This window comes from Streptomyces sp. NPDC104831, assembly GCF_055583025.1.
Genome location: NZ_JBVJOT010000093.1, coordinates 1 through 20717, shown reverse-complemented (window position 1 = coordinate 20717; position 20717 = coordinate 1). Strand labels below are relative to the sequence as shown.

Annotated in this window: 21 protein-coding genes; 19 read left to right on the top strand and 2 right to left on the bottom strand. The window is 72.3% G+C overall.

The genetic code is table 11. The annotated features are described in order from the left end of the window. Positions 1 to 316: 316 nt before the first annotated feature. Positions 317 to 856, bottom strand: coding sequence for a phenolic acid decarboxylase (locus ACZ63H_RS36235; RefSeq protein WP_469872502.1), 540 nt, complete (start codon positions 854 to 856; stop codon positions 317 to 319). Between the two features lie 149 nt (positions 857 to 1005). Between ACZ63H_RS36235 and ACZ63H_RS36230 the strand changes: the two genes are divergently transcribed. From ACZ63H_RS36230 to ACZ63H_RS36140, 19 genes are all read left to right on the top strand, one after another. After that, positions 1006 to 1551, top strand: a complete 546-nt coding sequence (locus ACZ63H_RS36230; protein WP_469872500.1) for a MarR family winged helix-turn-helix transcriptional regulator — start codon at positions 1006 to 1008, stop codon at positions 1549 to 1551. Between the two features lie 262 nt (positions 1552 to 1813). Then, the gene (locus ACZ63H_RS36225; protein ID WP_469872498.1) at positions 1814 to 1993 is read left to right on the top strand and encodes a lasso RiPP family leader peptide-containing protein; all 180 of its coding nucleotides are present in this window, start codon (positions 1814 to 1816) and stop codon (positions 1991 to 1993) included. A gap of 24 nt (positions 1994 to 2017) precedes the next feature. Further along, positions 2018 to 3853, top strand: a complete 1836-nt coding sequence (locus ACZ63H_RS36220) for an asparagine synthase-related protein (protein WP_469872497.1) — start codon at positions 2018 to 2020, stop codon at positions 3851 to 3853. Between the two features lie 98 nt (positions 3854 to 3951). Continuing rightward, a complete protein-coding gene (locus ACZ63H_RS36215) occupies positions 3952 to 4185 on the top strand; it encodes a lasso peptide biosynthesis PqqD family chaperone (RefSeq protein ID WP_469872495.1) in 234 nt (77 codons plus the stop codon). Next, positions 4182 to 4613 carry a lasso peptide biosynthesis B2 protein gene (locus tag ACZ63H_RS36210; RefSeq protein ID WP_469872494.1) on the top strand — a complete coding sequence of 144 codons (432 nt, stop codon included), beginning with the start codon at positions 4182 to 4184 and terminating at the stop codon, positions 4611 to 4613. The genes ACZ63H_RS36215 and ACZ63H_RS36210 overlap by 4 nt, the downstream gene beginning before the upstream one ends. A 362-nt stretch (positions 4614 to 4975) precedes the next feature. Then, positions 4976 to 5503, top strand: coding sequence for a DUF488 domain-containing protein (locus ACZ63H_RS36205; protein WP_469872492.1), 528 nt, complete (start codon positions 4976 to 4978; stop codon positions 5501 to 5503). A 211-nt stretch (positions 5504 to 5714) separates the two neighbouring features. Continuing rightward, complete coding sequence (locus ACZ63H_RS36200; RefSeq protein WP_467942823.1) at positions 5715 to 6230, top strand: lytic polysaccharide monooxygenase auxiliary activity family 9 protein; 516 nt, start codon at positions 5715 to 5717, stop codon at positions 6228 to 6230. Between the two features lie 651 nt (positions 6231 to 6881). Then, positions 6882 to 7655, top strand: a complete 774-nt coding sequence (locus ACZ63H_RS36195; protein WP_469872490.1) for a calcium-binding protein — start codon at positions 6882 to 6884, stop codon at positions 7653 to 7655. A 1139-nt stretch (positions 7656 to 8794) separates the two neighbouring features. Beyond that, positions 8795 to 10318, top strand: a complete 1524-nt coding sequence (locus tag ACZ63H_RS36190; protein WP_469872489.1) for an amino acid adenylation domain-containing protein — start codon at positions 8795 to 8797, stop codon at positions 10316 to 10318. A 4-nt stretch (positions 10319 to 10322) separates the two neighbouring features. Further along, positions 10323 to 10592, top strand: a complete 270-nt coding sequence (locus tag ACZ63H_RS36185) for a phosphopantetheine-binding protein (RefSeq protein WP_469872487.1) — start codon at positions 10323 to 10325, stop codon at positions 10590 to 10592. Positions 10593 to 10662: 70 nt separating this feature from the next. After that, positions 10663 to 11619 carry a chlorinating enzyme gene (locus ACZ63H_RS36180; protein ID WP_469872485.1) on the top strand — a complete coding sequence of 319 codons (957 nt, stop codon included), beginning with the start codon at positions 10663 to 10665 and terminating at the stop codon, positions 11617 to 11619. Positions 11620 to 11698: 79 nt separating this feature from the next. Next, complete coding sequence (locus tag ACZ63H_RS36175) at positions 11699 to 12355, top strand: alanyl-tRNA editing protein (RefSeq protein ID WP_469872483.1); 657 nt, start codon at positions 11699 to 11701, stop codon at positions 12353 to 12355. After that, on the top strand, positions 12342 to 13349 hold the full coding sequence (locus ACZ63H_RS36170) for a DMT family transporter (RefSeq protein ID WP_469872481.1): 1008 nt from the start codon (positions 12342 to 12344) through the stop codon (positions 13347 to 13349). The genes ACZ63H_RS36175 and ACZ63H_RS36170 overlap by 14 nt, the downstream gene beginning before the upstream one ends. Further along, complete coding sequence (locus ACZ63H_RS36165) at positions 13346 to 14110, top strand: thioesterase II family protein (RefSeq protein ID WP_469872479.1); 765 nt, start codon at positions 13346 to 13348, stop codon at positions 14108 to 14110. The genes ACZ63H_RS36170 and ACZ63H_RS36165 overlap by 4 nt, the downstream gene beginning before the upstream one ends. Positions 14111 to 14689: 579 nt before the next feature. After that, positions 14690 to 15178: a sortase gene (locus ACZ63H_RS36160; RefSeq protein WP_469872477.1), complete on the top strand. Its 489-nt coding sequence runs from the start codon at positions 14690 to 14692 to the stop codon at positions 15176 to 15178. A gap of 220 nt (positions 15179 to 15398) precedes the next feature. Beyond that, entirely contained in the window at positions 15399 to 15980 is a 582-nt protein-coding gene (locus ACZ63H_RS36155) for a class F sortase (protein WP_469872475.1), read from the top strand. 109 nt (positions 15981 to 16089) lie between these two features. Continuing rightward, complete coding sequence (locus ACZ63H_RS36150) at positions 16090 to 17484, top strand: PP2C family protein-serine/threonine phosphatase (RefSeq protein ID WP_469872473.1); 1395 nt, start codon at positions 16090 to 16092, stop codon at positions 17482 to 17484. A gap of 476 nt (positions 17485 to 17960) precedes the next feature. Next, positions 17961 to 19199 (top strand): sensor histidine kinase, encoded by a 1239-nt coding sequence (locus ACZ63H_RS36145; RefSeq protein WP_469872472.1) that lies wholly within the window; start codon positions 17961 to 17963, stop codon positions 19197 to 19199. Next, positions 19174 to 19836: a response regulator gene (locus tag ACZ63H_RS36140; RefSeq protein WP_469872470.1), complete on the top strand. Its 663-nt coding sequence runs from the start codon at positions 19174 to 19176 to the stop codon at positions 19834 to 19836. Before ACZ63H_RS36145 ends, ACZ63H_RS36140 begins: the two co-directional genes overlap by 26 nt. 276 nt (positions 19837 to 20112) lie before the next feature. On the opposite strand, the gene ACZ63H_RS36135 is transcribed toward ACZ63H_RS36140, so the two are convergent. Beyond that, on the bottom strand, positions 20113 to 20565 hold the full coding sequence (locus ACZ63H_RS36135) for a hypothetical protein (RefSeq protein WP_469872469.1): 453 nt from the start codon (positions 20563 to 20565) through the stop codon (positions 20113 to 20115). Positions 20566 to 20717 lie beyond the last annotated feature (152 nt).

The window sequence follows — 20717 nt, the reverse complement described above, 5'->3', positions numbered from 1 at the left end:
GAGTTGTGTGCCAGGAAGGGTCGTTGGTGTTGGGGGCGGCGGCAAAAACCGGACGGGGAGAGAGTGTGGGAGAAAAAGGGGAGCCCCCCCGGCGGCCGCCCGCCCCCCGCTTCGTGTCGTGCGCGAGGGCGCGCCCTGCCCGGCGGCCGGGGCTCATCGGGCGTATCGGGTGCGCCGCGGGGTACGTGTGTGATGCACCGGCCCCGCGGGAGCAGCAGTGGAACCCTGCGCCTCCTGGCTCGGCGGGGCCGGTGTGCGCCGTGGCCGGCCCGGGAGCGCCTCAAGGCCGCACGAGACCGCGCCGGACTCCTTGCCGTCAGTTGGTTCGGTCGGCGAACCCCTCGGGAAGGTCCTTCGGGCCTACCGCGACGACCGTCTCGTCGTCCTCGCCGACGTACTCGAACAGGGTGATGCGGGCGAACTCCGGGACGACGTAGATCGGGTAGGTGGGACCGGCGTCCCGGTAGGCGCGCATCTCCTCGAGGTGGTCGTTCTGGTAGAGCACCGTCTTGCTCCCGTCCCGCTCGATCCACTGCGGGAAGAAGATGGTGCCGTGCAGGACGCGCCGGCGGGGGAGCACGTTCACGACGACGCAGGTACCGGTCGGTTCCGTCCAGGAGACCTTGTAGAGGTCGTCGGCGAGCCGCACCAGGTCGACTTCCTGGTCCTTGACCCAGCGGCCGCCGACCATGCCGCTGTGTATGCGGTAGTCGATGGTCGTGGCGTTCTTCACGTACATCTCGTACTGCCAGCCGTTGGCGTAGGTGTAGATGAACCGGTGCCCGGTGATCCCGGCCAGGTCCTGCGGCGGTACGGGGTTCTCGACGGTGGTCGGGGCCTCGTGGGCGATGGTCATGGGTGTCACTCCTTGCTGTGGTGCCGGAGGCGGACGCGCCGGTGCGCCGTTCGTCGGCCCGGGCCGGCCCTTCCGTTCCCCCCTCACTGCAAGTTTGCCACAAAATATGTTTGCTACAAAACTTTATGGTCTGGTTCACAATGGAGGGCATGGCAGGCACACACAGCGCACGAAGCGCGACGGACCGGAGCGGCGGGGACGAGACGCGGCAGGTGACGGACGCGGCGAGGGCGGCGGCGGGGCTGAGCGGGCTGCTGGGCCCGCTGCGGCGCGCCGTGCTGCGCGCCACCCGGAACGCCGAGGGCCTCCCCGATCTGCCGGAAGCGCAGATCGAGCTGCTGCGGACCCTGTCCACGTCCCCCGAGGGGCTCTCCCCCGGCTCGGTGGCCGCCCGGCTGCGGATGGCCCCGTCCACCGTGAGCAATCTCGTCCGCGCCATGTCCGCCGCGCGGCTGGTGGAGCGTGTCCGGCCGGCGCACGACCAGCGCAGCGTGGTCCTCACCGCTTCCCGGGAGGCGCTCGAACTGCTGGGCCGCTACGACCGGGCCAGTACCGCGGCACTCACCCGGGTCGTCGACGAACTGCCGGCCGCCGACCGGCTCTCACTCGCCGAGGCCCTGCCCGCGCTGGACCGGCTCGTCACCGCCCTGGAGGCCGCGAACGACACCGCGGCCGGCACGGCGCCCAAGCACTGACCCGTGGACTCCCCGGCCCCGACGGCCTGGACGGGCCGGCGCAGTACCTTCTCCGGCAGGGAGGAGGTGAACCGGTGAGCCCGTTGTGCGCGGGCGCACCGGTGGAATGGCTGCCGGCCCTCCAGTGCCCCCTGCACGGGTGGTTTGGGCAATGCCCGACTGTGCTGACGGCAATACAGTGACTGCGCAGGCATCTCCGTGTAGTGACTGCGCAGGCATCTCCGTGTGTTGCAAACAGTCCGCTCACCGTGGGGAGATCTCCATGAACGACAGCGAACGCAGCGTTCCGCGCCTCGGGACCGTGCCCGCCGGACAAGCCGAGGACGCCGGGACGGCGGTCTATATCCCCCCGACCTTCATCGAGCTGGGTGACTTCGCCGAGCTGACCATGGGGACGGGGTCGATCGCCGTGGAGCCGTTGGCCTTCGGATTCAACGGCTGAGCCGCTGTGGCGCATGCCCGGGGCATGCCCGCCGCGGAAGCGAGCTGGTTCGTCGCGCTCCCCGACTGCCCGGCGGGCGAACGGATCGCGACGGACCTGCGCGCCAGCGCCCGCGAGGAAGTGGCCCACCCGTCCGGGCGGGCCTGGCTGATCGGTGTCTGGCGGACGGATGAACTGCGCGTCCTCGACACGGGGCAGGCGCGGGTCGTGGTCTTGGGGGTCTTCCGGGAGGCCGACATCCGTACCGCGTCGGCGAGGCCCGCCGAGCTGTCGCGCACCGTCCTGCCCGGCTCGTTCCACGTCGCCGTCAGCCAGGGCGACGGGCGCATGTCCCTGCGGGGCGGAGCGCACGGCGTACGGCAGGTGTTCACCGTGTCCCTCGGCGGGGTCACGGTGGCCGCGGACCGCGCGGACGTCCTCGCCCGCCTCGCCGGGGCGCGCGTCGAACCCGCCGCCCTCGCCGCCCGGCTGCTCCTGCCCAACCTGCCGCAGGCCCTCGCGGACACGACGGTCTGGCAGGGCGTGCGCGCCATTCCGCCCGGCCACCTCCTGACGCTCGCGCCGGACGGCCGGGCCGTGGAAGAACGGTGGTGGACTCCCCCGGCGGAGGAACTGTCCCTGCGCGAAGGGGCCGAGCTCCTGCGCACCGAACTCCGGCGGTCCGTCGAGGCGCGCGCCACGCTCGGACCCCTCACCGCGGACCTCTCCGGCGGGCTGGACTCCACCAGCCTCTCCCTGCTCGCCCATCGCGCGGGCGCACGGCTCACCACCGTGTCCGTCACCGGGATCGGTGACGAGGACATGCGCTGGGCGGCGCGCGCCCGCTCCTCGATGCCGGACGCCACGCACCTCGCACTCGACGCGTCCGGCGATCTCGCCCCGTGTTACGCGGAACTGTCCGACGCCTGGACGCCACCCGACGAGCCCTTCCCCGAAGCGCGCACCCAGGCCCGGCTGCGCGCAGTCGCACGGCGTCTGGCCGACCGGGGCGCGTGCGCGCACTTGGCGGGTCTCGGCGGCGACGAACTCCTCGCGCCCGCCCACGGGTACCTCCACGACCTCGCCCGCCGCGAACCGGCGCTCGCGATACGGCACTTGAACGCGTACCGGGCACACCACCGCTGGCACCCGCGGCAGGCACTCGGGCTGATCGCCGGAGGACCAGGGCGGTACGCGCACTGGCTGGCACGTCAACGGCAGACCCTCCGCGCCCCCATCGACTTCGCCGGGCCGCCCACCTCTTGGGGCTATCCCCTCAGGCTGCCTCCGTGGGCCACCGACACGGCGGCCGAGCTGGTCTGCGGGCTGATCGAGAACAGGCTGTCCCGGATCGAACCGCAGGCGGAGGGCCGCGGGCGGCATCTCGCCGTGGAACGGGTTCGGGCGGGGGCCCGCAACAGCCGCCTGTACGGACGGGTCTTCGAGGCGGAGGGGGTGCGCTGCCAAGTCCCGTTCCTCGACGACACCGTCGTCGACGCCTGCCTGCGCGTCCGATCCGGTGAACGCTTCTCCCCCTGGGAGTACAAGCCCCTGCTCAAGGAGGCGATGACCGGCATCCTCCCACCCGAGCTGCTCACGCGCCGGACGAAGGACGAGACGTCGCGGGACGCGCACGCCGGGCTGCGCCGCCACCGCCGCCAACTGCTGGCGCTCTGCGAGGACTCGGCCCTCGGGGCGCTCGGACTGATCGACGCGGGAACGCTGCGCGCGACGCTGTCCGGGCCGCTCCCGCCGCGACTCCCCGTCGCGGCCGTCACCCTCACGCTGGGCGGTGAGGTGTGGTTGCGCGCCCTGGCCGGGAGGCCGGCGACCGGCGAGGGTGTGGAGTGCGGCACTCGGCGAAGGGCGACCGATGGCTGAGGGGGGCCGATGGCCGAAGGGGGCCGACGGCCGACGACGGACGTGACGGCACGAGCGACAAGGGCAGCAGAAGGGACAGTATGCGTCTGACTCGATCCGTGTCTGCGCTGGACACCGACGACGGCACCGTCCTGCTCCACGAGCGGGACGGGAAGTTCTATCAGCTCAACGCCACCGGCTCGGAAGTGCTCTCGCGTCTGCTGGCCGGTGAACGGTTGCCCGACGTGGTGAGTGAACTCGCTGAGCGTACGGGCACGCCCCGGGAGAGGGTGCACCGGGACGTAGCCGAACTGATCGGCCGGCTTCACGGCGCGGGACTGGTGACGTCATGACCCCCACCGACCAGGCGCTCGCCCGTCTGCCGCTCCCCGGCCGGCGGCTGCGCGCCCCGGCGTACGCCGCGGCGTGCCTCGCCGCGCCCATGGCCCGCTGCTCGCCCGCCGCAATCCTGCGGATCCTGCGCTTCCTCGGGCGTGGGGCGCGTGCCGCGGACTACGCCTCGGTACGCGCCTACCGGGACGCCGTCGTCGCCGTCAGCCCTTCCTGCCGGGGACAGCAGGGCTGTCTGCGCCGTTCGCTGGCGGTCATGCTGCTGGCCCGGTTGCACGGGCAGCGGCCCGACTGGTGTGTCGGCGTGCGCACGAGCCCCTTCGCCGCCCACGCCTGGGTCGAGGCCGAGGGCCGCCCGGTCGGCGAGGAGGGGGCGGACGGCGCCGCGAGCACGTACCGGACCCTCCTCAGCAGCCGGTCCGCCGACTGACCCGGGCCGGGTCGGCCGGGTCCAAGCGTCGCCCGCGTCCGCCCGGGCCCGGCACGCCCCGTCGCGGTACCGCCCCCGCCGTGCCGCCCGCTCGGTGGGGCACGGCGCCATCCCGTGTCGCGTGGTCGCGCCGAAGACGTCGCCGGCCTCCCGCTCCGGCGGGCAGGCCCGGACACCGCAGGGCGCCCCGGTTCCTCACCCGGTTCGCCCGACCGCCGCTCGGCACGGACGGCCGCCACCCGTCCGCGAAGGCGCACCTCCGCCAAGTGGCCCAGGCGCCGCCCGTGCCGATCGGCACCGCGCCGGTCGATGGGGTACGTGTGTCGGATGCAGAGGAGCGCCGACGCGGGTGTGCGGCCCGGATGACCAACCGCATCTGTACCGTCGGGCATTCGACGCGCGACTTCGACGAGGTGCTGGGGATGCTGCGGGCCCATGACATCACCTACCTGGTCGACGTCCGCTCGTTCCCGTCGTCCCGGAAGTACCCGCAGTGGGACCGGGCCGCGATCGAGGAGTCCCTGCCGTCCGACATCGGATACCGCTGGATCCGCCGCCTCGGTGGCCGTCGGCACACTCCCAAGGGCGTGCCGAGCGAGAACGGCGCGTGGCGGGTCAAGGCCTTCCGCGAGTACGCCGACTACATGGCCGGCGAGGAGTTCGCGGCGGGACTGGAGGAACTCCTGCGACTGGCCGAGCACGAACGGCCCGTGATCATGTGCAGCGAGGCGGTGCCCTGGCGCTGCCACCGCCGGCTCATCACCGACGCCCTCGTCGTCGCCGGCGCCGAGGTGGTGCACATCATGTCCCCCACGGCGTCGAGACCGGCCGTGCTGAACGAGCACGCGCGGGTCCGCGACGGGCACCTGGTGTACCCGCCGCCCCGGTGACGACGCGCTCGGGGCGGGCGCTCCCGTGTGGCTCCCGGTCGGGCGGTCGGCCCCAACAGTCGTACCCGAGTACTGGTTTGGTCTAGACCAAGCAGGGTACGCTTCCGTCACTGCACATGGTCGCCCTCACGACCATGTGACCTCTGCTTGACATGCTCATGCTCGTCGCACCTTCGGGTCGGCGGGCGCGAACCCCCACACAGGAGTCGTCATGAAGAGCAAGAAGATGCTGGCCGTCGCGATCGGCGCGGGGATCGCCCCGATCCTGGCCGTGAGCCTGCCCGCCGGCAGCGCGAGCGCGCACGGCTACATATCCTCGCCCCCCAGCCGGCAGGCCCAGTGCGCGGCCGGCGTGGTCTCCTGCGGTTCCATCAAGTACGAGCCGCAGAGCGTGGAGGGCCCCAAGGGCCTGATGAGCTGCAGCGGAGGGAACGCCGCCTTCGCCGAGCTCGACAACGACAGCAAGGGCTGGAAGGTCACCCCGGTCAGCCGGACGACCAGCTTCAACTGGCGGCTGACGGCACGCCACGCCACCAGCACCTGGCAGTACTACGCGGGTGGCCGGAAGATCGCGGAGTTCAACGACGGTGGCGCCCGGCCGGGCGAGACCGTCACCCACCAGGTGAACTTCGGCAGCCTGACCGGCAAGCAGAAGGTGCTGGCCGTGTGGAACATCGCCGACACGTCCAACGCCTTCTACGCCTGCGTCGACGTGAACGTGAGCTGACCCGGGCCGCACCACCCGGCCGTTCCGGGACGACGAACCGGTCCCGCCGGGGCCGGCCGGCGTCCCGGTTCGCGGGGCGGGCGGCGATCCGCCCGCCCCGGGAACCGGGCGCCTCCTCCTCCACCCGTCGCCCGGCGGCCGGAAGCCGCCGGGCGACCGCGTGCGCGTGCGCGCGAGAGGGTGGGCACGGCGATGGCGGCAGCCGACGTCCGGCCCCGGCCTGCCCCCTCCGCGCGCCCACCCCGGAGCGAACCGGCGACGGCGGGCGGGCCCGCGGGCGGCCGGTCCGGCCGCGCGCCAAGGCTCCTCGCAGTCCGTGCGGACCCCGTGTTCCTCCCGCGCGGTGGCCGCGAGTCGCCCCTCTCGGCCGTCCTCACCACGAGTTCACGGCGATGCTCACCCCTGGCCCTCCGGACGTGGCGCCGCCCGCACGCCACGCGCCTTCCCCGCGCGCGTGCCGCACGCCGGAAGGACGCGGCAGCGGAACGCGTCGATCCCCACCCCAGAGGGCCGGTACACCATCAAGGACGTCGCCCTGGTCGGATCCGCCCCACAGGTCACGGGCGCTCCCGGCACGGTCGCCCGCCAGTGCCCGGCACCAACGCCGCCCAGCCGGCCGGCCCACCGGCCGCCGCAACGAGACGAGGCCCCATGAACCGACACGCAACCACCGCCCGCGCGGTGGCCGTGGCCCTGCTCGCCACCGGCCTCGCCGCCGCCCCGGCAGCCGCCGTTCCCGGTGCCACCGGGGCGAAGGCCCGTGTCGGCGCCGACTGGGCGACTCAGTCGATCGTCTTCACCGCCGCCGCGGGACAGGCCAACGACCTCCACGTGATCCCCATGGACCTCGGTGCCGGGGTCCGGCGGATCGGCTTCCGCGACGCGGTCCCGCTCGCGCCCGGCGACCACTGTGCGTACCTCGACCCCGGGGACGACACCTTCGTGGTCTGCGAACTGCCCACCGACAGCCCCCGGCCGGACAGGATCGACGTCTTCCTCGGCGACCAGGACGACACGATCGTCACCAGCGACCCCGCGGTCGGCACCGTTCGCGGCGGCTCCGGCGACGACGAACTGCACGCGCACACCGCGCACACGGTGCGGGGCGACGCGGGGGACGACATGGTCATGGGCCGGGTGGTCCTGGACGGCGGCGACGGCATGGACCACCTGATGGGCGACGACAGCGGCCAGCGGATGTGGGGCGGCCGGGGCGACGACACGATCGAGGCGTACGGCGGTGCGGACACCGTGTACGCCGGCCCGGGCGACGACCACGCCATGGGCGGGGACGGCCACGACATCCTCCTCGGCGGCCCCGGCGACGACACGCTGTACGGCGAGGACGGCGACGACCTGGTCGGCGGCGGCCCCGGAAGGGACACCGTCGAAGGCGGCCCGGGCCGCGACGTCGTCCTCCGGTAGGCACTCCCCCGCGGTCGCGCGACCACGGCCGCGCGGGCCGGCGTCGGCGTCCCGGCAGCCCGTTGCAGCCCCTCACCACGCGCTCACCGCCCTGACCGCTTCCCACCGCCACGACCGGACGTCCACCAGCACCCGCCTCGTCAACCACCGAGGCGGACTTTCCCGTACCCGTGTGCCATCGGCTGCGCCGGAAACGAGCCGGTCCGGCTTCCCGGTGTGCGCACCGATGGTGCGCGCTCGCGCACGGCAGGGCCGCCGGCCCGCCCGAAGACTTCCGCGAAGGCGGTCGCCGGACACATCACCCGGGGCGTGCGGGAAACGGCCCGCGAAGTGCCGTAGGCCGTCAACGCCGACGCGAAGTCCCGTCGGTGCGGAAGCTGTCGTTGATTTACAGGGTGAGCGCCCGGATCAATTGGGCGCGTGCATATCGTTCGAGCACCGCGGTGTTCCGCGGGACGCCGCATTACCGCCCCGGTCCTTGAGGGCCCGCCGGGCCGTGCGCCCCACGGGTGCAATCCGGCCAGTCCCGCCGGCGCCGACGCGCTTGGCGCCGGATCCGCCGGGACAACCCGCCCGGTGAAGGAAGGATTGGTTCCGGGGAGAGCCGTCAGCCGCGGCACCGGCCATAACACCCGGCGAGGGATGAGTCCGTGACCGGAATCAATCGCATGGTTCCCGCCGATGCCCGGCGGCCGTTCGAGGTGACGGACAGGCTTCCGCCGGCGCGCGCCAGGGCCCGGGCGACCGCGGCGCCGACGAAGAAATGGCCGGTGGCACCAGTCCCTGCGAATGCGGTGCACATGAGGCGACAGCGGCGACCGGCCGCCATTTGAGCGACCTGGCCCCTTTTGTTAAGTGGGCCGTTTCTCGTCAACTCCCAGCGGATTCACAGACTCCGATTCGCTGTCAAGACATAGGTTCAGCCAGAGTGTCCAAACCCTTGACGATCACATGTAACTAAGATCACATTTATCTACGGCGGGGTCCGGACAGACATCGATCGTGTAACGATGTAGTGCGACTTCGGGCCACGTTGGACTGGTGGATTCGGTCATCTACACAATGGAGCCATTGTGTCCGAAAAGAAGGACCAGTACCCCTCGCCAGGATATTCGGAATTCGGCGCGACACTGGTTGACTTGTTCTCCAGGGCAGCCATGGAAATGCCCGACCGCACGGCGCTCCACATCGACGACGAGAAGATCTCGTACGGCCTCCTCCATTCCTGGGCCGAGGGCCTCGCGGATCTTCTCCACGACGCCGGGGTACGGAAGGGTGATCGTGTCGCACTGCGTATGCCGCCGGGCGCGAACGCGATCGCCGCCATGCTGGGAATCCTCCGGGCCGGCGCCGCCTATGTTCCGCTCGACATTCGCAACCCACCCGCTCGCAACGCCTTCATCGTCACCGACAGCCAGGTGGTCGCGCTGGTGGGAGATCCCGGGGACATTCCCGAATACACGGGGCCGCTCGTCACCGAGGAGAGCGTGGCAGCGCTGCGGGACCGTGAGGCGATCAAGGATCCCGGGCCCGAGCGGCCCGGCCCGCAGGACGTCGCCTACATCATCTACACCTCCGGCACCACGGGCCGCCCCAAAGGGGTCCCCGTCCGGCACGGGAATGTCACCGCTCTCTTCGAGGCCTGCTCCCGCCTGTTCTCCTTCTCCGCCGACGACCGCTGGCTGCTCTTCCACTCCATGGCCTTCGACTTCTCGGTCTGGGAGATCTGGGGTGCGCTGAGCACCGGCGCGGAACTGGTCGTCCTGCCGTACTGGACAGCCCGCACCCCCGTCGAGACCGCCCGAGTCGTACGCGACCGGGGGATCACGGTGCTGAACCAGACGCCGACCGCCTTCGGCGCGCTGACGACAGCCGTCCTGGGCGAGGGCATCGACCTGCCGGAACTGCGCTACGTCGTCTTCGGCGGCGAAAAGCTCACGCCCGCCGTGGTACGCCCCTGGGCCAAGCGTTTCGGTCTGGACCGGCCGCGCCTGATCAACATGTACGGCATCACCGAGACCACGGTGCACGCCACGTTCCACCGGCTGACCGAGGACGACCTGGCAGCGGAGGACTCGGTCATCGGCCGGCCGCTGCCCGGCTTCACCCACCGGATCGTCACCGAGGACGGGCGGGACGCCGCGACGGGCGAGCCGGGTGAACTGTGGCTGGCCGGTCCGCAGGTGAGCGAGGGGTATCTCAACCGGCCCGAACTCACCGCCGAACGCTTCACCACCGGTCCCGCGCGGGACGGCGGTGCGCCGCCACCGCGCTACTACCACTCCGGCGACCTGGTCAGCCGGCGAGCCGGGGGCGACCTGGTCTACCAGGGCCGAGCCGACCTGCAGGTGAAGCTCCGAGGCCATCGCATCGAACTCAGCGATGTCGAGGCCGCGGTGCGCACGCACCCCGCGGTGGTCGACGCGGTGGTGTGGGTGCACGAGTTCGCACCGGGCGACAGCCGCCTGGTGTGCGCCTACACAGCACAGGCCTCCGAGGAGGGCACGGGACCCGACGCCCGTGCGCTGCGCGCCCATGTGAAGACAGTCCTGCCGTCGTACATGCAGCCCTCGCAGTATCTGGCGCTGCCCGAGCTGCCGCGCACGATCAACGGAAAGGCCGACCGGGCCTCCGTGGCCCGAGCCTTCGACGAAAGGAGATGACGGGATGTCGGAAACCCTGAGCCACAGCCCGAAGGCGGGAAGCACCGAGGAGGTGCAGCGGCTGACCCTGGAATGGGTCGCCGAACTGCTGGAAGATCCCGAGGTGCGTCCGGAGGACAACTTCCTGGACCTCGGCGGGCACTCCATGCTCGCCCTGCAGCTGAGCCAGCGGGCGAAGGACAAGTTCGGCGCCGAATACGACATCAAGGTGCTCTTCGAGTCGAGCATCGCGGAGGCCGGCGCCGACCTCGCCAACCGCACGGTCACCAGCTGAATCGTTTCCTCACAACTCCGACGCAGCAACGCTTGCACGGCGTACCGGCCACATCGAAGGGTGAGAACGCATGAGCACCAGTGAGCAGACGGACTTCCGACTCGGAGCCGAAGAACTCGAGAAGTTCGAGCGTGACGGCTTCATCGGCCCCATCAAGATCTACGAGCCGGAGGAAATGGAGGAGCGGTGGAACACCATCCGGCGCCAGCTGCCGGACCGCTCCCGCGCCATCTACCCCGATGACGCGCTCGGCGCTGTCACCAACATCTCCAACTACGACCGCCACCTCGACGTCGACCTGCTCTCCGAGCACATCATGAGGGAGGAGATCGTCGACCGCGTCGTCTCCATCCTGGGGCCCGACGTCCTGTGCTGGCGCACGGAGTTCTTCCCCAAGTACCCGGGTGACGAGGGGACCGACTGGCACCAGGCGGCGACGTTCGCCAACGCCAGCAAGAAGCCGCAGATCATGTGGCCGTCCGAGGAGGGCCGGCCCGCTTTCGGCGGCACCATCACCGTGTGGACCGCTTTCACCGACTCGACGCTGGAGAACGGCTGCCTCCAGCTGATGCCCGGCACCCACAAGCACATGAACTACGACGAGTCGCTGGCCATGGACTACGACCCCAACGCCATCAACAGCCGTGAGAAGGACGGCGTCAAGCGCGGCTTCTTCGGCTACGACTACCGTCAGCTCCAGAAGGACCCGAACTGGAAGCCCGATGAATCACAGGCATTCCCGCTGGTGATGAAGAAGGGCGAGTGCGTGATCTTCTGGTCGACCCTGATGCACGCCTCGCTGCCGCACACCGGCAGCAACAAGGACTACCGCATGGGCTTCGCCGCCCGGTACGTGCCCACCCAGGTGCACGTCTACCCGGGGACGGAGACGGTGGCGGAGTACGGCGGCGGTATCCCGCTGGACAAGTACGGCGCCGTCGTCGTCGCCGGTGAGGACAAGTACGGCATCAACCGCATCGCCAAGGAAAGCCAGACGGGTTACGTCTTCACTCCGCGGCGCTTCTGAGGGTCTGTGATATTGCTGGGGCGGGCCCGCCGGACGGGCCGCCCCGGCACACCATCAACTGACTTCCCCGGAGACTTCGTTGCAGCGCCACATCTACCTCAAGGACACGTACCGGTTCACCGTCACCACGCGTGTGGTCGATGCGGGAAGCGGTGAGCTCGGGCACTGGCTCACCTTGGAGGACAACATCTTCCACCCGCAGGGCGGCGGTCAGCCGAGCGACGTGGGAACGGTCGACGAGACGGCGGCGCGTCCCTTCAAGGCGCCCGGGACGGACGAGCACGTCGTACGCCTCTCGTGCGAGCGGCCCTTCACGATCGGCGACGAGGTCACCAGTGCCATCGACCCCGAGACACGCCGCCGCCACGCGGCCCTGCACACCTGCGGTCACGTGGTGGACGGGTTCGTACGGCAGCTCGGCTTCCGCCACCGGGTGAGCAACCACTTCCCCGGGCAGGCGCGCATCGAGTTCGACGCCGGCGAGGGGGACAAGCCCGACCTCCAGCAGCTGGCGGCGACGGTGGAGGAACGCACCCGGCAGGCCATCGAGGCCGATCGCAAGGTGTACGCGACCGAGCAGGGCGACCGGCGCATCATCGGCATCGACGGCCTGCAGGAGGACCCGTGCGGCGGCACCCACGTCAGCTCGCTCGGACAGCTCACCGGCTTCTCGCTGCGTTCGGTCAAGATCAAGGGCGGCGTCCTGAAGGTGGGGTACGTCGTTGAGCACGTCTGACCGTGCCGCGAAGAGCGTCGCCGAGCCCGGAGTCGTCGGGGAAGTCGTCCCCGCCGGCCCGGCCCCGGCAGCACCCGGCGCGCGCCCGGCCAGGACCTGGCTCAGCGACATCGGTGTGCTCGGCGTGGCGATCGTGTGGGGCTCCACCTACGTGGCGATGCAGTGGTCGGGGCAGTTCATCTCCGTCCCGGCCTTCCTGTTCTTACGCTTCGCGATGGGTGCCCTGGTCATCACGGTCATGTCCTTGCGCGTCTGGCGTGGAGTCACCCGCGAGGAAGTGTCGCTGGGCGTCCTGTTCGGGTGCCTGCTCTTCGGCATCCTGTCCCTTGAGACCCTGGGCGTCCGCTACACCCTGGCGTCCAACGCCGGCTTCCTGATCTCCTTGTCGGTGATGCTGGTCCCGTTGATCGAGCGGGTCTTCCTGCGGGTGCGGGTCGCCCGGAGCATCTACCCGCTCACGCTGCTGTCCCTCGCGGGGTGCGCGCTGCTCACCCTGGACCAGGGGTTCTCGGTACGGAGCGGTGACCTGATCATCCTGGCGGCCGCCGTCATCCGGGCCGCGCAGATCGTGCTCTTCGGGTCACGGTCCAAGGGCCGCGAGGTGTCACTCATCCGGGTCACCGGTATCGAGCTGTGGGTGGTCGCGCTCGGCGGGCTGCTGCTGTCGCTCGTCCAGCCGGAGCGGTCCTGGCACGAGACGACCCACCTGCCGGGCGGCGCATGGCTGGTCATCGCGTACCTGGGCGTGGCCGGCACGGCGTTCGCGTTCCTCACCCAACTGCACGCCGCGCGCGTGTCGAGCCCCACTCGGGTGGGCCTGGTCCTGTCCACCGAGCCGTTCTTCGCCGCGGTCTTCGCGGTCGTATTGCTCAGCGAACACCTCGGTCCGGCCCAATTGGCCGGAGGAGCGCTGGTGCTGCTGTCGGCCTATCTGGGACGTTGGGTCGATGCCCGGCGGCGCTCATCCCCACCCGCATCGGAGGTCACGGAGTGAGTCGCTACCCGCTGGTCATGCTCCACCATTCGGGCGGGACCGCCCGCGTCTTCGACGGGCTCGCCCGATCGCTCCCGGCCTGGATAGAGCCGGTCCCGCTGGAGCTGCCCGGCCGGGGCCGCCGCTGGCGGGAGGAACCGGTCCACACCGCCGAGGACGCGGTGAGCGATCTCCTCGCGCGGCTGGCGGACGCCGGTGTGACGGGAGAGTTCGCGGTCTTCGGCCACAGTATGGGCGCCTACCTCGGTCTGTCGCTGGCCGCGAGGCTGGAACAGACCCCGGGGCGGACACGGTGCTCGGTCCTGTTCGCCTCCGCGAACCTGGGTCCGCTGCGCGCGCGACCGCTCTTCGAAGGCGATCCGCTCGATGCCGACGACGAGGAGGTCCTGCGCGTCGCGTCCCGCTTCGGTGGGCCGGAACCGCAGATCCTGGAGAACGCCCAGCTGCGTGAGCACGCGGTGCGACTCCTCAGGGCGGACTTCGCCGTGTGCGATTCCTTCGTGCGGACCATGCGGCGTACGACGACGGAGAGCCACCTGGTGGTGTGCTGCGGGGCGGACGACCTCTTCTCCGACGAGCAGCTGGACGCATGGCGGCTGAGTTCCGCGGCGGACACGGAGATCGTGCGCTTCCCCGGCGACCACTTCTACGTCGCCGAGCAGGCGGAGGCGGTGGCCCGGACCGTCGCCGCGCGGCTGCCCGACGCATCGGCCGGGCCGGTTACCGCCCCGGCGGCAGGAGGGGAGGTCTCCCCCCTCTGAGGAAGGAGACTCCGGGCCGCGCGGGCCATGGCGCGAAGTCGCCGTGGCCCGCGCGCCGTCGGTTGCGGGCACACGGCGGCGTGACCACCGTCGCCGCTCTGTGGGAGACCCGTGTCCTCGTGGCGGCCGTCCTCGCCACGCCGCTCCTTCGCGCACCCCAGTGCCTCGGTCACGGCACAGTAGGGCGGCCGGCGGCCGTCCGTCCGGTGGGTGCGGCGGACGGCGACCACCAGTGAGCGGACGCGCGCGGCGGGGGCAGTCACCAGGCCGCGCCGCGCACATGGGCGACGCTCGGCAAGCGGGCTCCCGACGCGGTGGCCCGAGGCGCACCCACGCCGTGCGGGGTCGCGCGGCCGGCCGTCACCGATATGGGGACGGAGCGGCGGGTGACGCGCGACGTCGATCTTCGCCCCGGTGACCTGCGCAGGTGATCAAGCGGGGGCGCCTTTGCGTCTGACCGGGTGACACACCCGGTGATGTGTCGGGTTGCGGGACTGACGGGCTGTCGGTTGCCTCGTGGGTGGACCACAGAAGCGGCGCCGCGCAGACAGGCCGGGCACTGCCCGTTGGAGGATTCGCATGCGTTACACACACATGGGTGCAGGTATCGGGCTGGCTCTGGGGGCTCTGGTGCTGCAGATCCCGGCCGCTGCCGCCGCTGACGACTCGGAGATCAGCATCGAGCCGGGCAACGCCTCCCCGGGATCCACCGTCACGGTCAGTACGAGGGCCTGCGACCCCGACGCGGACTACGGCAAGGGCTCGTCGGAGGCGGGAGGAGACTTCCACCTCTTCGCGGGCGATGAGGAGGGCGTGCTCACCGGTCAGTTCCAGATCCCGGACGGCACCGGCCCGGGCAGCGACACGGTCACCCTGAAGTGTCCGCCGCTGACCAAGGTCACGGGGACGTACCGGATCACCGGCCGCAGTCCGGAAGGCTCGGTCGACGCCGGCTTCGGTCCGGCCGACGACTCCGGCACGGGGCTCGGCCTGGGTGCCGCGCTGCTCTTCACGGCCGCCGCCGGTGTGGTCTGGATCTGCCGCCGCCCGAACGGTGACCGCGCCTGACCGCCCGGGCCCGCCGGCCGGTCCCGTCCGTTCCGGCCCGCGACCGGGCTCCGAAGACGGGCGGGACCCGGTGGCGGGGCCCGTCCGCCGCGTGTTCCAGGCCCTCGCCGCCACACCGCGCCCGCCCCGGGGAAGAGGCTCGGCCGCGATGGCACCCGGCGCCCGGCTCCGCGCTCCCCTGAGCTCGTTCCTCCCCGCGGTGGTCCCGCTGGGATGGGCGATGGCGGCAGCCGCGGTGCTGCTGATCAGCGGGGTGCACCACGAGGAGCCACCGCGGCCCCCGGCGGCCCGGACCCTCTCCGCCCCCGCCGCCCCCTCCCCTCCCCCGGCGGTCCGTCCGCTGCCCCCCGCGGATCCGGTCCGGATCCGGATCGCCGCCATCGACGTGGACGCCCCGATGACACGAGTGGGCCTCGACGCGGCAGGGGCGCTGCGGACTCCGCCACCGGAGGAGCCCGGCCTCGCCGGCTGGTACGGCGACGGCACCGCTCCCGGCTCGGCGGGCACGGCCGTCGCCACCGGGCATGTGGACACACCCGCCGGCGACCCCGGTGTGTTCTACGACCTCGGCGACCTGCCCGAGGGCGCCACCATCGAGATCAGCAGGGCGGACCGGCGGACAGCGGTGTTCACCGTCCGCGCCGTCGAGCTCTACGACAAGGAGGAGTTCCCCAGCGAGAAGGTCTACGGCAGTTCCGGCTGGCCCGAGCTACGGCTGATCACCTGCGGTGGCGGCTACACCGAGGACACCGGCTACCTGGGCAACGTGGTGGTCTACGCGACGCTGACCGCGGTGACATAGGCGACGCGGACGCCGACAGGGCCTGCCGCGCGCGGGGCCCTGGCTGTGAGCGATCACCTGCCGTGGGGTGTGGCGATCTGGGCAGGGTACGGAAAGCGAGGCAGCGGCGATGGCGGAGTACGGGCAGGAGCCACCGGACGGGGACGAGGTCCCGCGGGAGGGCGGCGCACGGCCGGACGAGGTGTCCTACACCTCCCTGCTCGATCTGCCGCTCAGCTCCGATCTGGACCGCATCGGCGAGCAGCTGCACGCCCTGGCCCGCGCGCAGAGCACGCTGCAGGAGCTGCTGCAGGCGGTTGTGAACATCAGCAGCGGACTCGAACTGCCCACCGTGCTGCGGCGCATCGTGCGCACCGCGATGGACCTGGTGGGCGCCCGCTACGGTGCCATGGGCGTGCTCGACGCGGAGGGCAGGCTCCTCGCCGAGTTCATCCCGCTGGGGCTGAGCGCCAAGGAGCTGGCGGACCTGGACGGGGTGGAGCTCCCGCGCGGGCGGGGGCTGTTGGGGCACCTGATCCATCATCCCGAGCCGTTGCGGGTCCGGGACATCTCCCGTCATCCGGAGTCTGCCGGTTTTCCGCCCGGCCACCCGCCCATGCGCAGCCTGCTCGGCGTCGCCATCAGCGTGCGCGGACGGATCTACGGCAACCTCTACCTCTCCGAGCGCACGGACGGGCGGTCCTTCGACCGGCACGACGAAGGGGTGATCCGGGCGCTGGCCGGCACCGCCGGGGTGGCGATCGAGAACGCCCGCCTCTACGAGCAGGTCCGCAACAGCGCCGTACAGTTCCAGCGGATGCTGCTGCCCCGCCTGCCCGACCTGCGGCCCTTCACGGCGGGGGCGGCTTATCAGCCGGCCAGCGCCCCGGCGGCCGTGGGGGGCGACTGGTACGACGCCCTTCTGCTGCCCGACGGAGCCTGCGCCGCCGTGATCGGTGACGTCGTGGGGCACGACCTGCGGGCCGCGGCCGACATGTCGCAGCTCCGCAGCATGCTGCGGGCCCTGTGCTACGAGCAGAACGTGCCGCCCAGCGCCTGTCTCGCCCGGCTCGACCGCATCATGCACGCCGCCCTGGGCGAGACGCCCATCGCCACCGCGCTGCTGGCCCGGCTGGAACCTGCCGACGGTGCCTGGCGGCTGCGCTGGTCCAGCGCCGGGCACCCGCCGCCACTCCTGCTGCTGCCCGACGGGCGGGCCCGCTTCCTGTTCGCCGAGCCCGGCCTGCCCCTCGGCGTGACGGTCGATCTGCCCCGTCCCGACCACTGCCGGGCGGTCCCGGTGGGCAGCACCGTGGTCCTCTACACGGACGGCCTGGTGGAAAGTCCCGGCCACTCGCTGGACCGGGGCCTGGACGCGCTGGCCGTCAACGCCGCCCGGTTCGCCGGGCGTTCACCGGACGAGCTGTGCCGGGCCCTGCTCGACCACCTGCCCGGCGACGGGCACGACGACAAGGCGGTCATCGCCCTGCGCACCCCGCCGCTGACGGGCTACGCCCGCTCCTGAGGCTGTTCCGCGGTGAGCCGCCGGCCGGGCTGCCCGGACCGCGGGCCGGGTCCGGGCGGCTTCGGCTCACCCGGCGCGGGGTCGTCCTGGCGCGGCGGAAGGCGGACTGCAGGCGGGGCCCGGCCGGCCCGAGGAGGCGATCGCCGGGCTGTCCGCCCCGGCCCTGGGGGAGCCGCTGAACGAACCGGTCACCGCGGCGCTGATGCGCGCGTCGCGGCGCCTTGCCGACGGCCTCGGGGGCACCGGGCGAGGAGCCGGTACGGGCCCGGCGGGCGGCCCCGTACGGGGTCGACACCGGCGGCGTCGGCATCCGGAAGGGTGCGGGGTGAGCCGCGGGGCCACCCCGGCGAACGCGACGGTCAACCGCCGCCGGCCGGGAGGCGGGGGGGTCTCCGTGTGCGCCGGCGTCCCGGCCGCGGTGCCCGTGTTCCTCCGGGAGCCCGTCGCCGCGCTGCCGGCGGCCTTAGCATCCTGCGATGACCTGGTCTCGTACAGGGGCGATGGCGGCCGACGCGGCCATCGCCGTCGGTTTCGCGGTGGCCGCCTGCATCGCCGGCATCTACTACCAGCCACCCGGCTGGCGCGCGTTCGACGCGGCCGGCGGTGTCCTGGCCTGTCTGACGGCACTGCCGCTGGCGGCGCGCCGGCGGCTGCCGTTCCTGACGGTACTGGCCTCCTGCGTCGGCTACGCCGTCTATCTCGCTCGGGGGTACCAGCCGTCGGTGAACGTGTGGGCCCCGGCCGTCGCCCTGCTCAGCCTCGCGGGGTGCCGTTCGCTCGCCGTCTCCTGGACCGCGGCCGTTCCGGTCGCCGCGACCACGGCGCTCAGCGGGCTCACCGGCCACCTGCACCTCGCACTGGTGGCGGCCCAAGCCGCCCTCGTGCCCGTGGCAGCCATCGCTTTCGGCCATACCCGGTACCTCCTCGTCCGGGCCAACGCCAGGCTCCGGCAGGCCACCGCGGACCTGGTGGCCGAGCAGGAGGCACGGGCCCGCAACGCCGTCACCCTCGAACGCATGGCGATCGCGAGGGAGTTGCACGACGTGGTGGCCCACCACATGTCGGTGATCACCATTCAGGCCGGGCTCGCGGAGACGGTTCTCACCTCGGACGTCCCCACGGCCCGCGACGCCCTGCGGAACGTCGCGGAGACCGGACGCGGCGCCCTCGACGAGCTGCGGCGCCTGCTCACCGTGCTCCGCGTCCAGGCCGACGACGACCAGGAGGAGGCGCCGTACGAAGCGGCGCCCCGCCTCGACCGGCTGCCGGAGCTGGTCGGCGGTGCCACCGCGGCCGGCCTCGACATCCGGTTCTCGGCACCGGCGGAACCGCTTCCCCTGTCGCCCGTGGCCGAAGTGTGCCTCTACCGGGTGGCGCAGGAGGCGCTCACCAACGTCATCAAGCACGCACCCGGCGCGTGCGTGGACTTCACCCTCGACCGCACCCCGGACGAGGTGGTCCTCGTGGTGCGCGACGACGGCGGCCGGAACGGCCGCGTCCGCCACGACGGGCGACCTGAACCCGTCCCCGGCTCGCGGCTCGGCTTGATCGGCATGCGCGAACGGGTCAGGATCTGCGGAGGACGACTGTCCGCGGCACCGCACGACGGAGGCGGTTTCGCAGTCGAAGTGGTCCTTCCGGTGCACGCGCCGCGTCGCGCGCGCCCGGGGGAACCGGGGGGCGGGGGACATGACGCGCGTACTAGTGGTGGATGATCAGGATCTGGTCAGAGCCGGCCTGGCCGCCCTGTTGCGGACCGCGCCGGACATCACGGGCGTGGGCGAGGTCGGCGACGGGGAGGCGGCGGTCGAGGCGGCGCACCGCGAGCGGTGGGACGTCGTCCTCATGGACATCCGGATGCCGGGCATGAGCGGTATCACCGCCACCGAGGAGATCCTCGGGAAGGTGCCCGAGCCGCCCCATGTGATCGTGCTGACGACCTTCGACATCGACGAGTACGTGTACGCGGCGCTGCGCGCCGGTGCCGGCGGCTTCCTGCTGAAGGACACGTCGCCGCAGCGGCTCGTCGAAGCGGTCCGGGTCGTGTCCCAGGGGGAGATGCTGTTCGCCCCGGCGGTGACCCGGCGCCTGGTGGAGTCCTACACGCGCCGGCCCGCCTCGGCGGTCGAACCGGAGGCGGTGTCGAAGCTGACGGCGCGGGAGCGGGAAGTGCTGCGGCTGGTCGGCCTGGGCGTCGGCAACGACGCCATCGCCCGGCAGCTGCACGTCACCGAGGGCACGGTCAAGACCCACCTGCACCGGATCATGGGCAAACTCTCCCTCAACAGCCGTGCCCAGGCGGTCGTCATGGCCTACGAGAGCGGGCTGGTCGTCCCCGGCCAGGCCCGGTGAGTGTGCGGTGCGCCGCCCCCCGACGGCACACCGCACCGCCCCGTCAGCCGTCGACGCTCACCCGCGACGCTTCCGGCGCGGCGACCTGTTCGCCGGCGGGTCGTTGTCCGACCCGGGCACGACATTACGACCGGTCTGCCGGCCGGTCGTCCGACCACGACCTGAGATCCGCCGGGGCGGCTTGTCCTTTCCGACGTACGCCTGTGGTTGACGGTGCCGGGGCGGGGCGACAGGGCCGTGCCGGGCGGTACCGTGCCGGCTCGGGGTGGACGGCGGTCAGCGGCGGCGCGCCGGGGCCTCGTAGCGGGCGGACTCGGGGTGGACGCCGCGCGTCCAGCGCGCGAAGTGCTTGTCCTCCCCGGCCTGCCGGTCGAGTGCACGACCGCTGACGTACAAGGTGGTGACCTGACGGCCGGTGTCGTGGTCGAAGCGCTCCTCGCGGGCGGCCTCGTAGACGCCGTAGGCGGAGATGTCGTGCACGGACATCCGTCCGGCGCGGCCGAAGACGAGGGCCGGCTCCAAGTGTTCGAAGAACACCCAGGTCTGTGCGAGGCCGGGGTCCCTCTCCGAGGCGAAACCGGTGGCCCAGCCGTGCACCACGAGGTGGGCGTCCTCGTCCACCTCGTCGGGCAGGACCCGTACCGCGTGGATGTGGTCGTAGCCGGGCTGGCCGCCCGCGTACCTCCAGTTCGAACAGGCCGGGCAGGCGTCTGCGGTGACGGCGCTCATGGGCGGGTTCCTCCGTGCGGGGTGGGGGCGGGCCGTGCGGCGGGGTTCCCGTCCGGTGGTGGGGGGGGGGGGGGGGGGGGGGGGGGGGGGGGGGGGGGGGGGGGGGGGGGGGGGGGGGGGGGGGGGGGGGGGGGGGGGGGGGGGGGGGGGGG

Coding starts and splice junctions, on each gene's coding strand:
- ACZ63H_RS36235 (WP_469872502.1), bottom strand. CDS start 856: ATGACCATCGCCCACGAGGCCCCGACCACCGTCGAGAACCCCGTACCG.
- ACZ63H_RS36230 (WP_469872500.1), top strand. CDS start 1,006: ATGGCAGGCACACACAGCGCACGAAGCGCGACGGACCGGAGCGGCGGG.
- ACZ63H_RS36225 (WP_469872498.1), top strand. CDS start 1,814: ATGAACGACAGCGAACGCAGCGTTCCGCGCCTCGGGACCGTGCCCGCC.
- ACZ63H_RS36220 (WP_469872497.1), top strand. CDS start 2,018: ATGCCCGCCGCGGAAGCGAGCTGGTTCGTCGCGCTCCCCGACTGCCCG.
- ACZ63H_RS36210 (WP_469872494.1), top strand. CDS start 4,182: ATGACCCCCACCGACCAGGCGCTCGCCCGTCTGCCGCTCCCCGGCCGG.
- ACZ63H_RS36205 (WP_469872492.1), top strand. CDS start 4,976: ATGACCAACCGCATCTGTACCGTCGGGCATTCGACGCGCGACTTCGAC.
- ACZ63H_RS36200 (WP_467942823.1), top strand. CDS start 5,715: ATGAAGAGCAAGAAGATGCTGGCCGTCGCGATCGGCGCGGGGATCGCC.
- ACZ63H_RS36195 (WP_469872490.1), top strand. CDS start 6,882: ATGAACCGACACGCAACCACCGCCCGCGCGGTGGCCGTGGCCCTGCTC.
- ACZ63H_RS36185 (WP_469872487.1), top strand. CDS start 10,323: ATGTCGGAAACCCTGAGCCACAGCCCGAAGGCGGGAAGCACCGAGGAG.
- ACZ63H_RS36180 (WP_469872485.1), top strand. CDS start 10,663: ATGAGCACCAGTGAGCAGACGGACTTCCGACTCGGAGCCGAAGAACTC.
- ACZ63H_RS36160 (WP_469872477.1), top strand. CDS start 14,690: ATGCGTTACACACACATGGGTGCAGGTATCGGGCTGGCTCTGGGGGCT.
- ACZ63H_RS36155 (WP_469872475.1), top strand. CDS start 15,399: ATGGCGGCAGCCGCGGTGCTGCTGATCAGCGGGGTGCACCACGAGGAG.
- ACZ63H_RS36150 (WP_469872473.1), top strand. CDS start 16,090: ATGGCGGAGTACGGGCAGGAGCCACCGGACGGGGACGAGGTCCCGCGG.
- ACZ63H_RS36145 (WP_469872472.1), top strand. CDS start 17,961: ATGACCTGGTCTCGTACAGGGGCGATGGCGGCCGACGCGGCCATCGCC.
- ACZ63H_RS36140 (WP_469872470.1), top strand. CDS start 19,174: ATGACGCGCGTACTAGTGGTGGATGATCAGGATCTGGTCAGAGCCGGC.
- ACZ63H_RS36135 (WP_469872469.1), bottom strand. CDS start 20,565: ATGAGCGCCGTCACCGCAGACGCCTGCCCGGCCTGTTCGAACTGGAGG.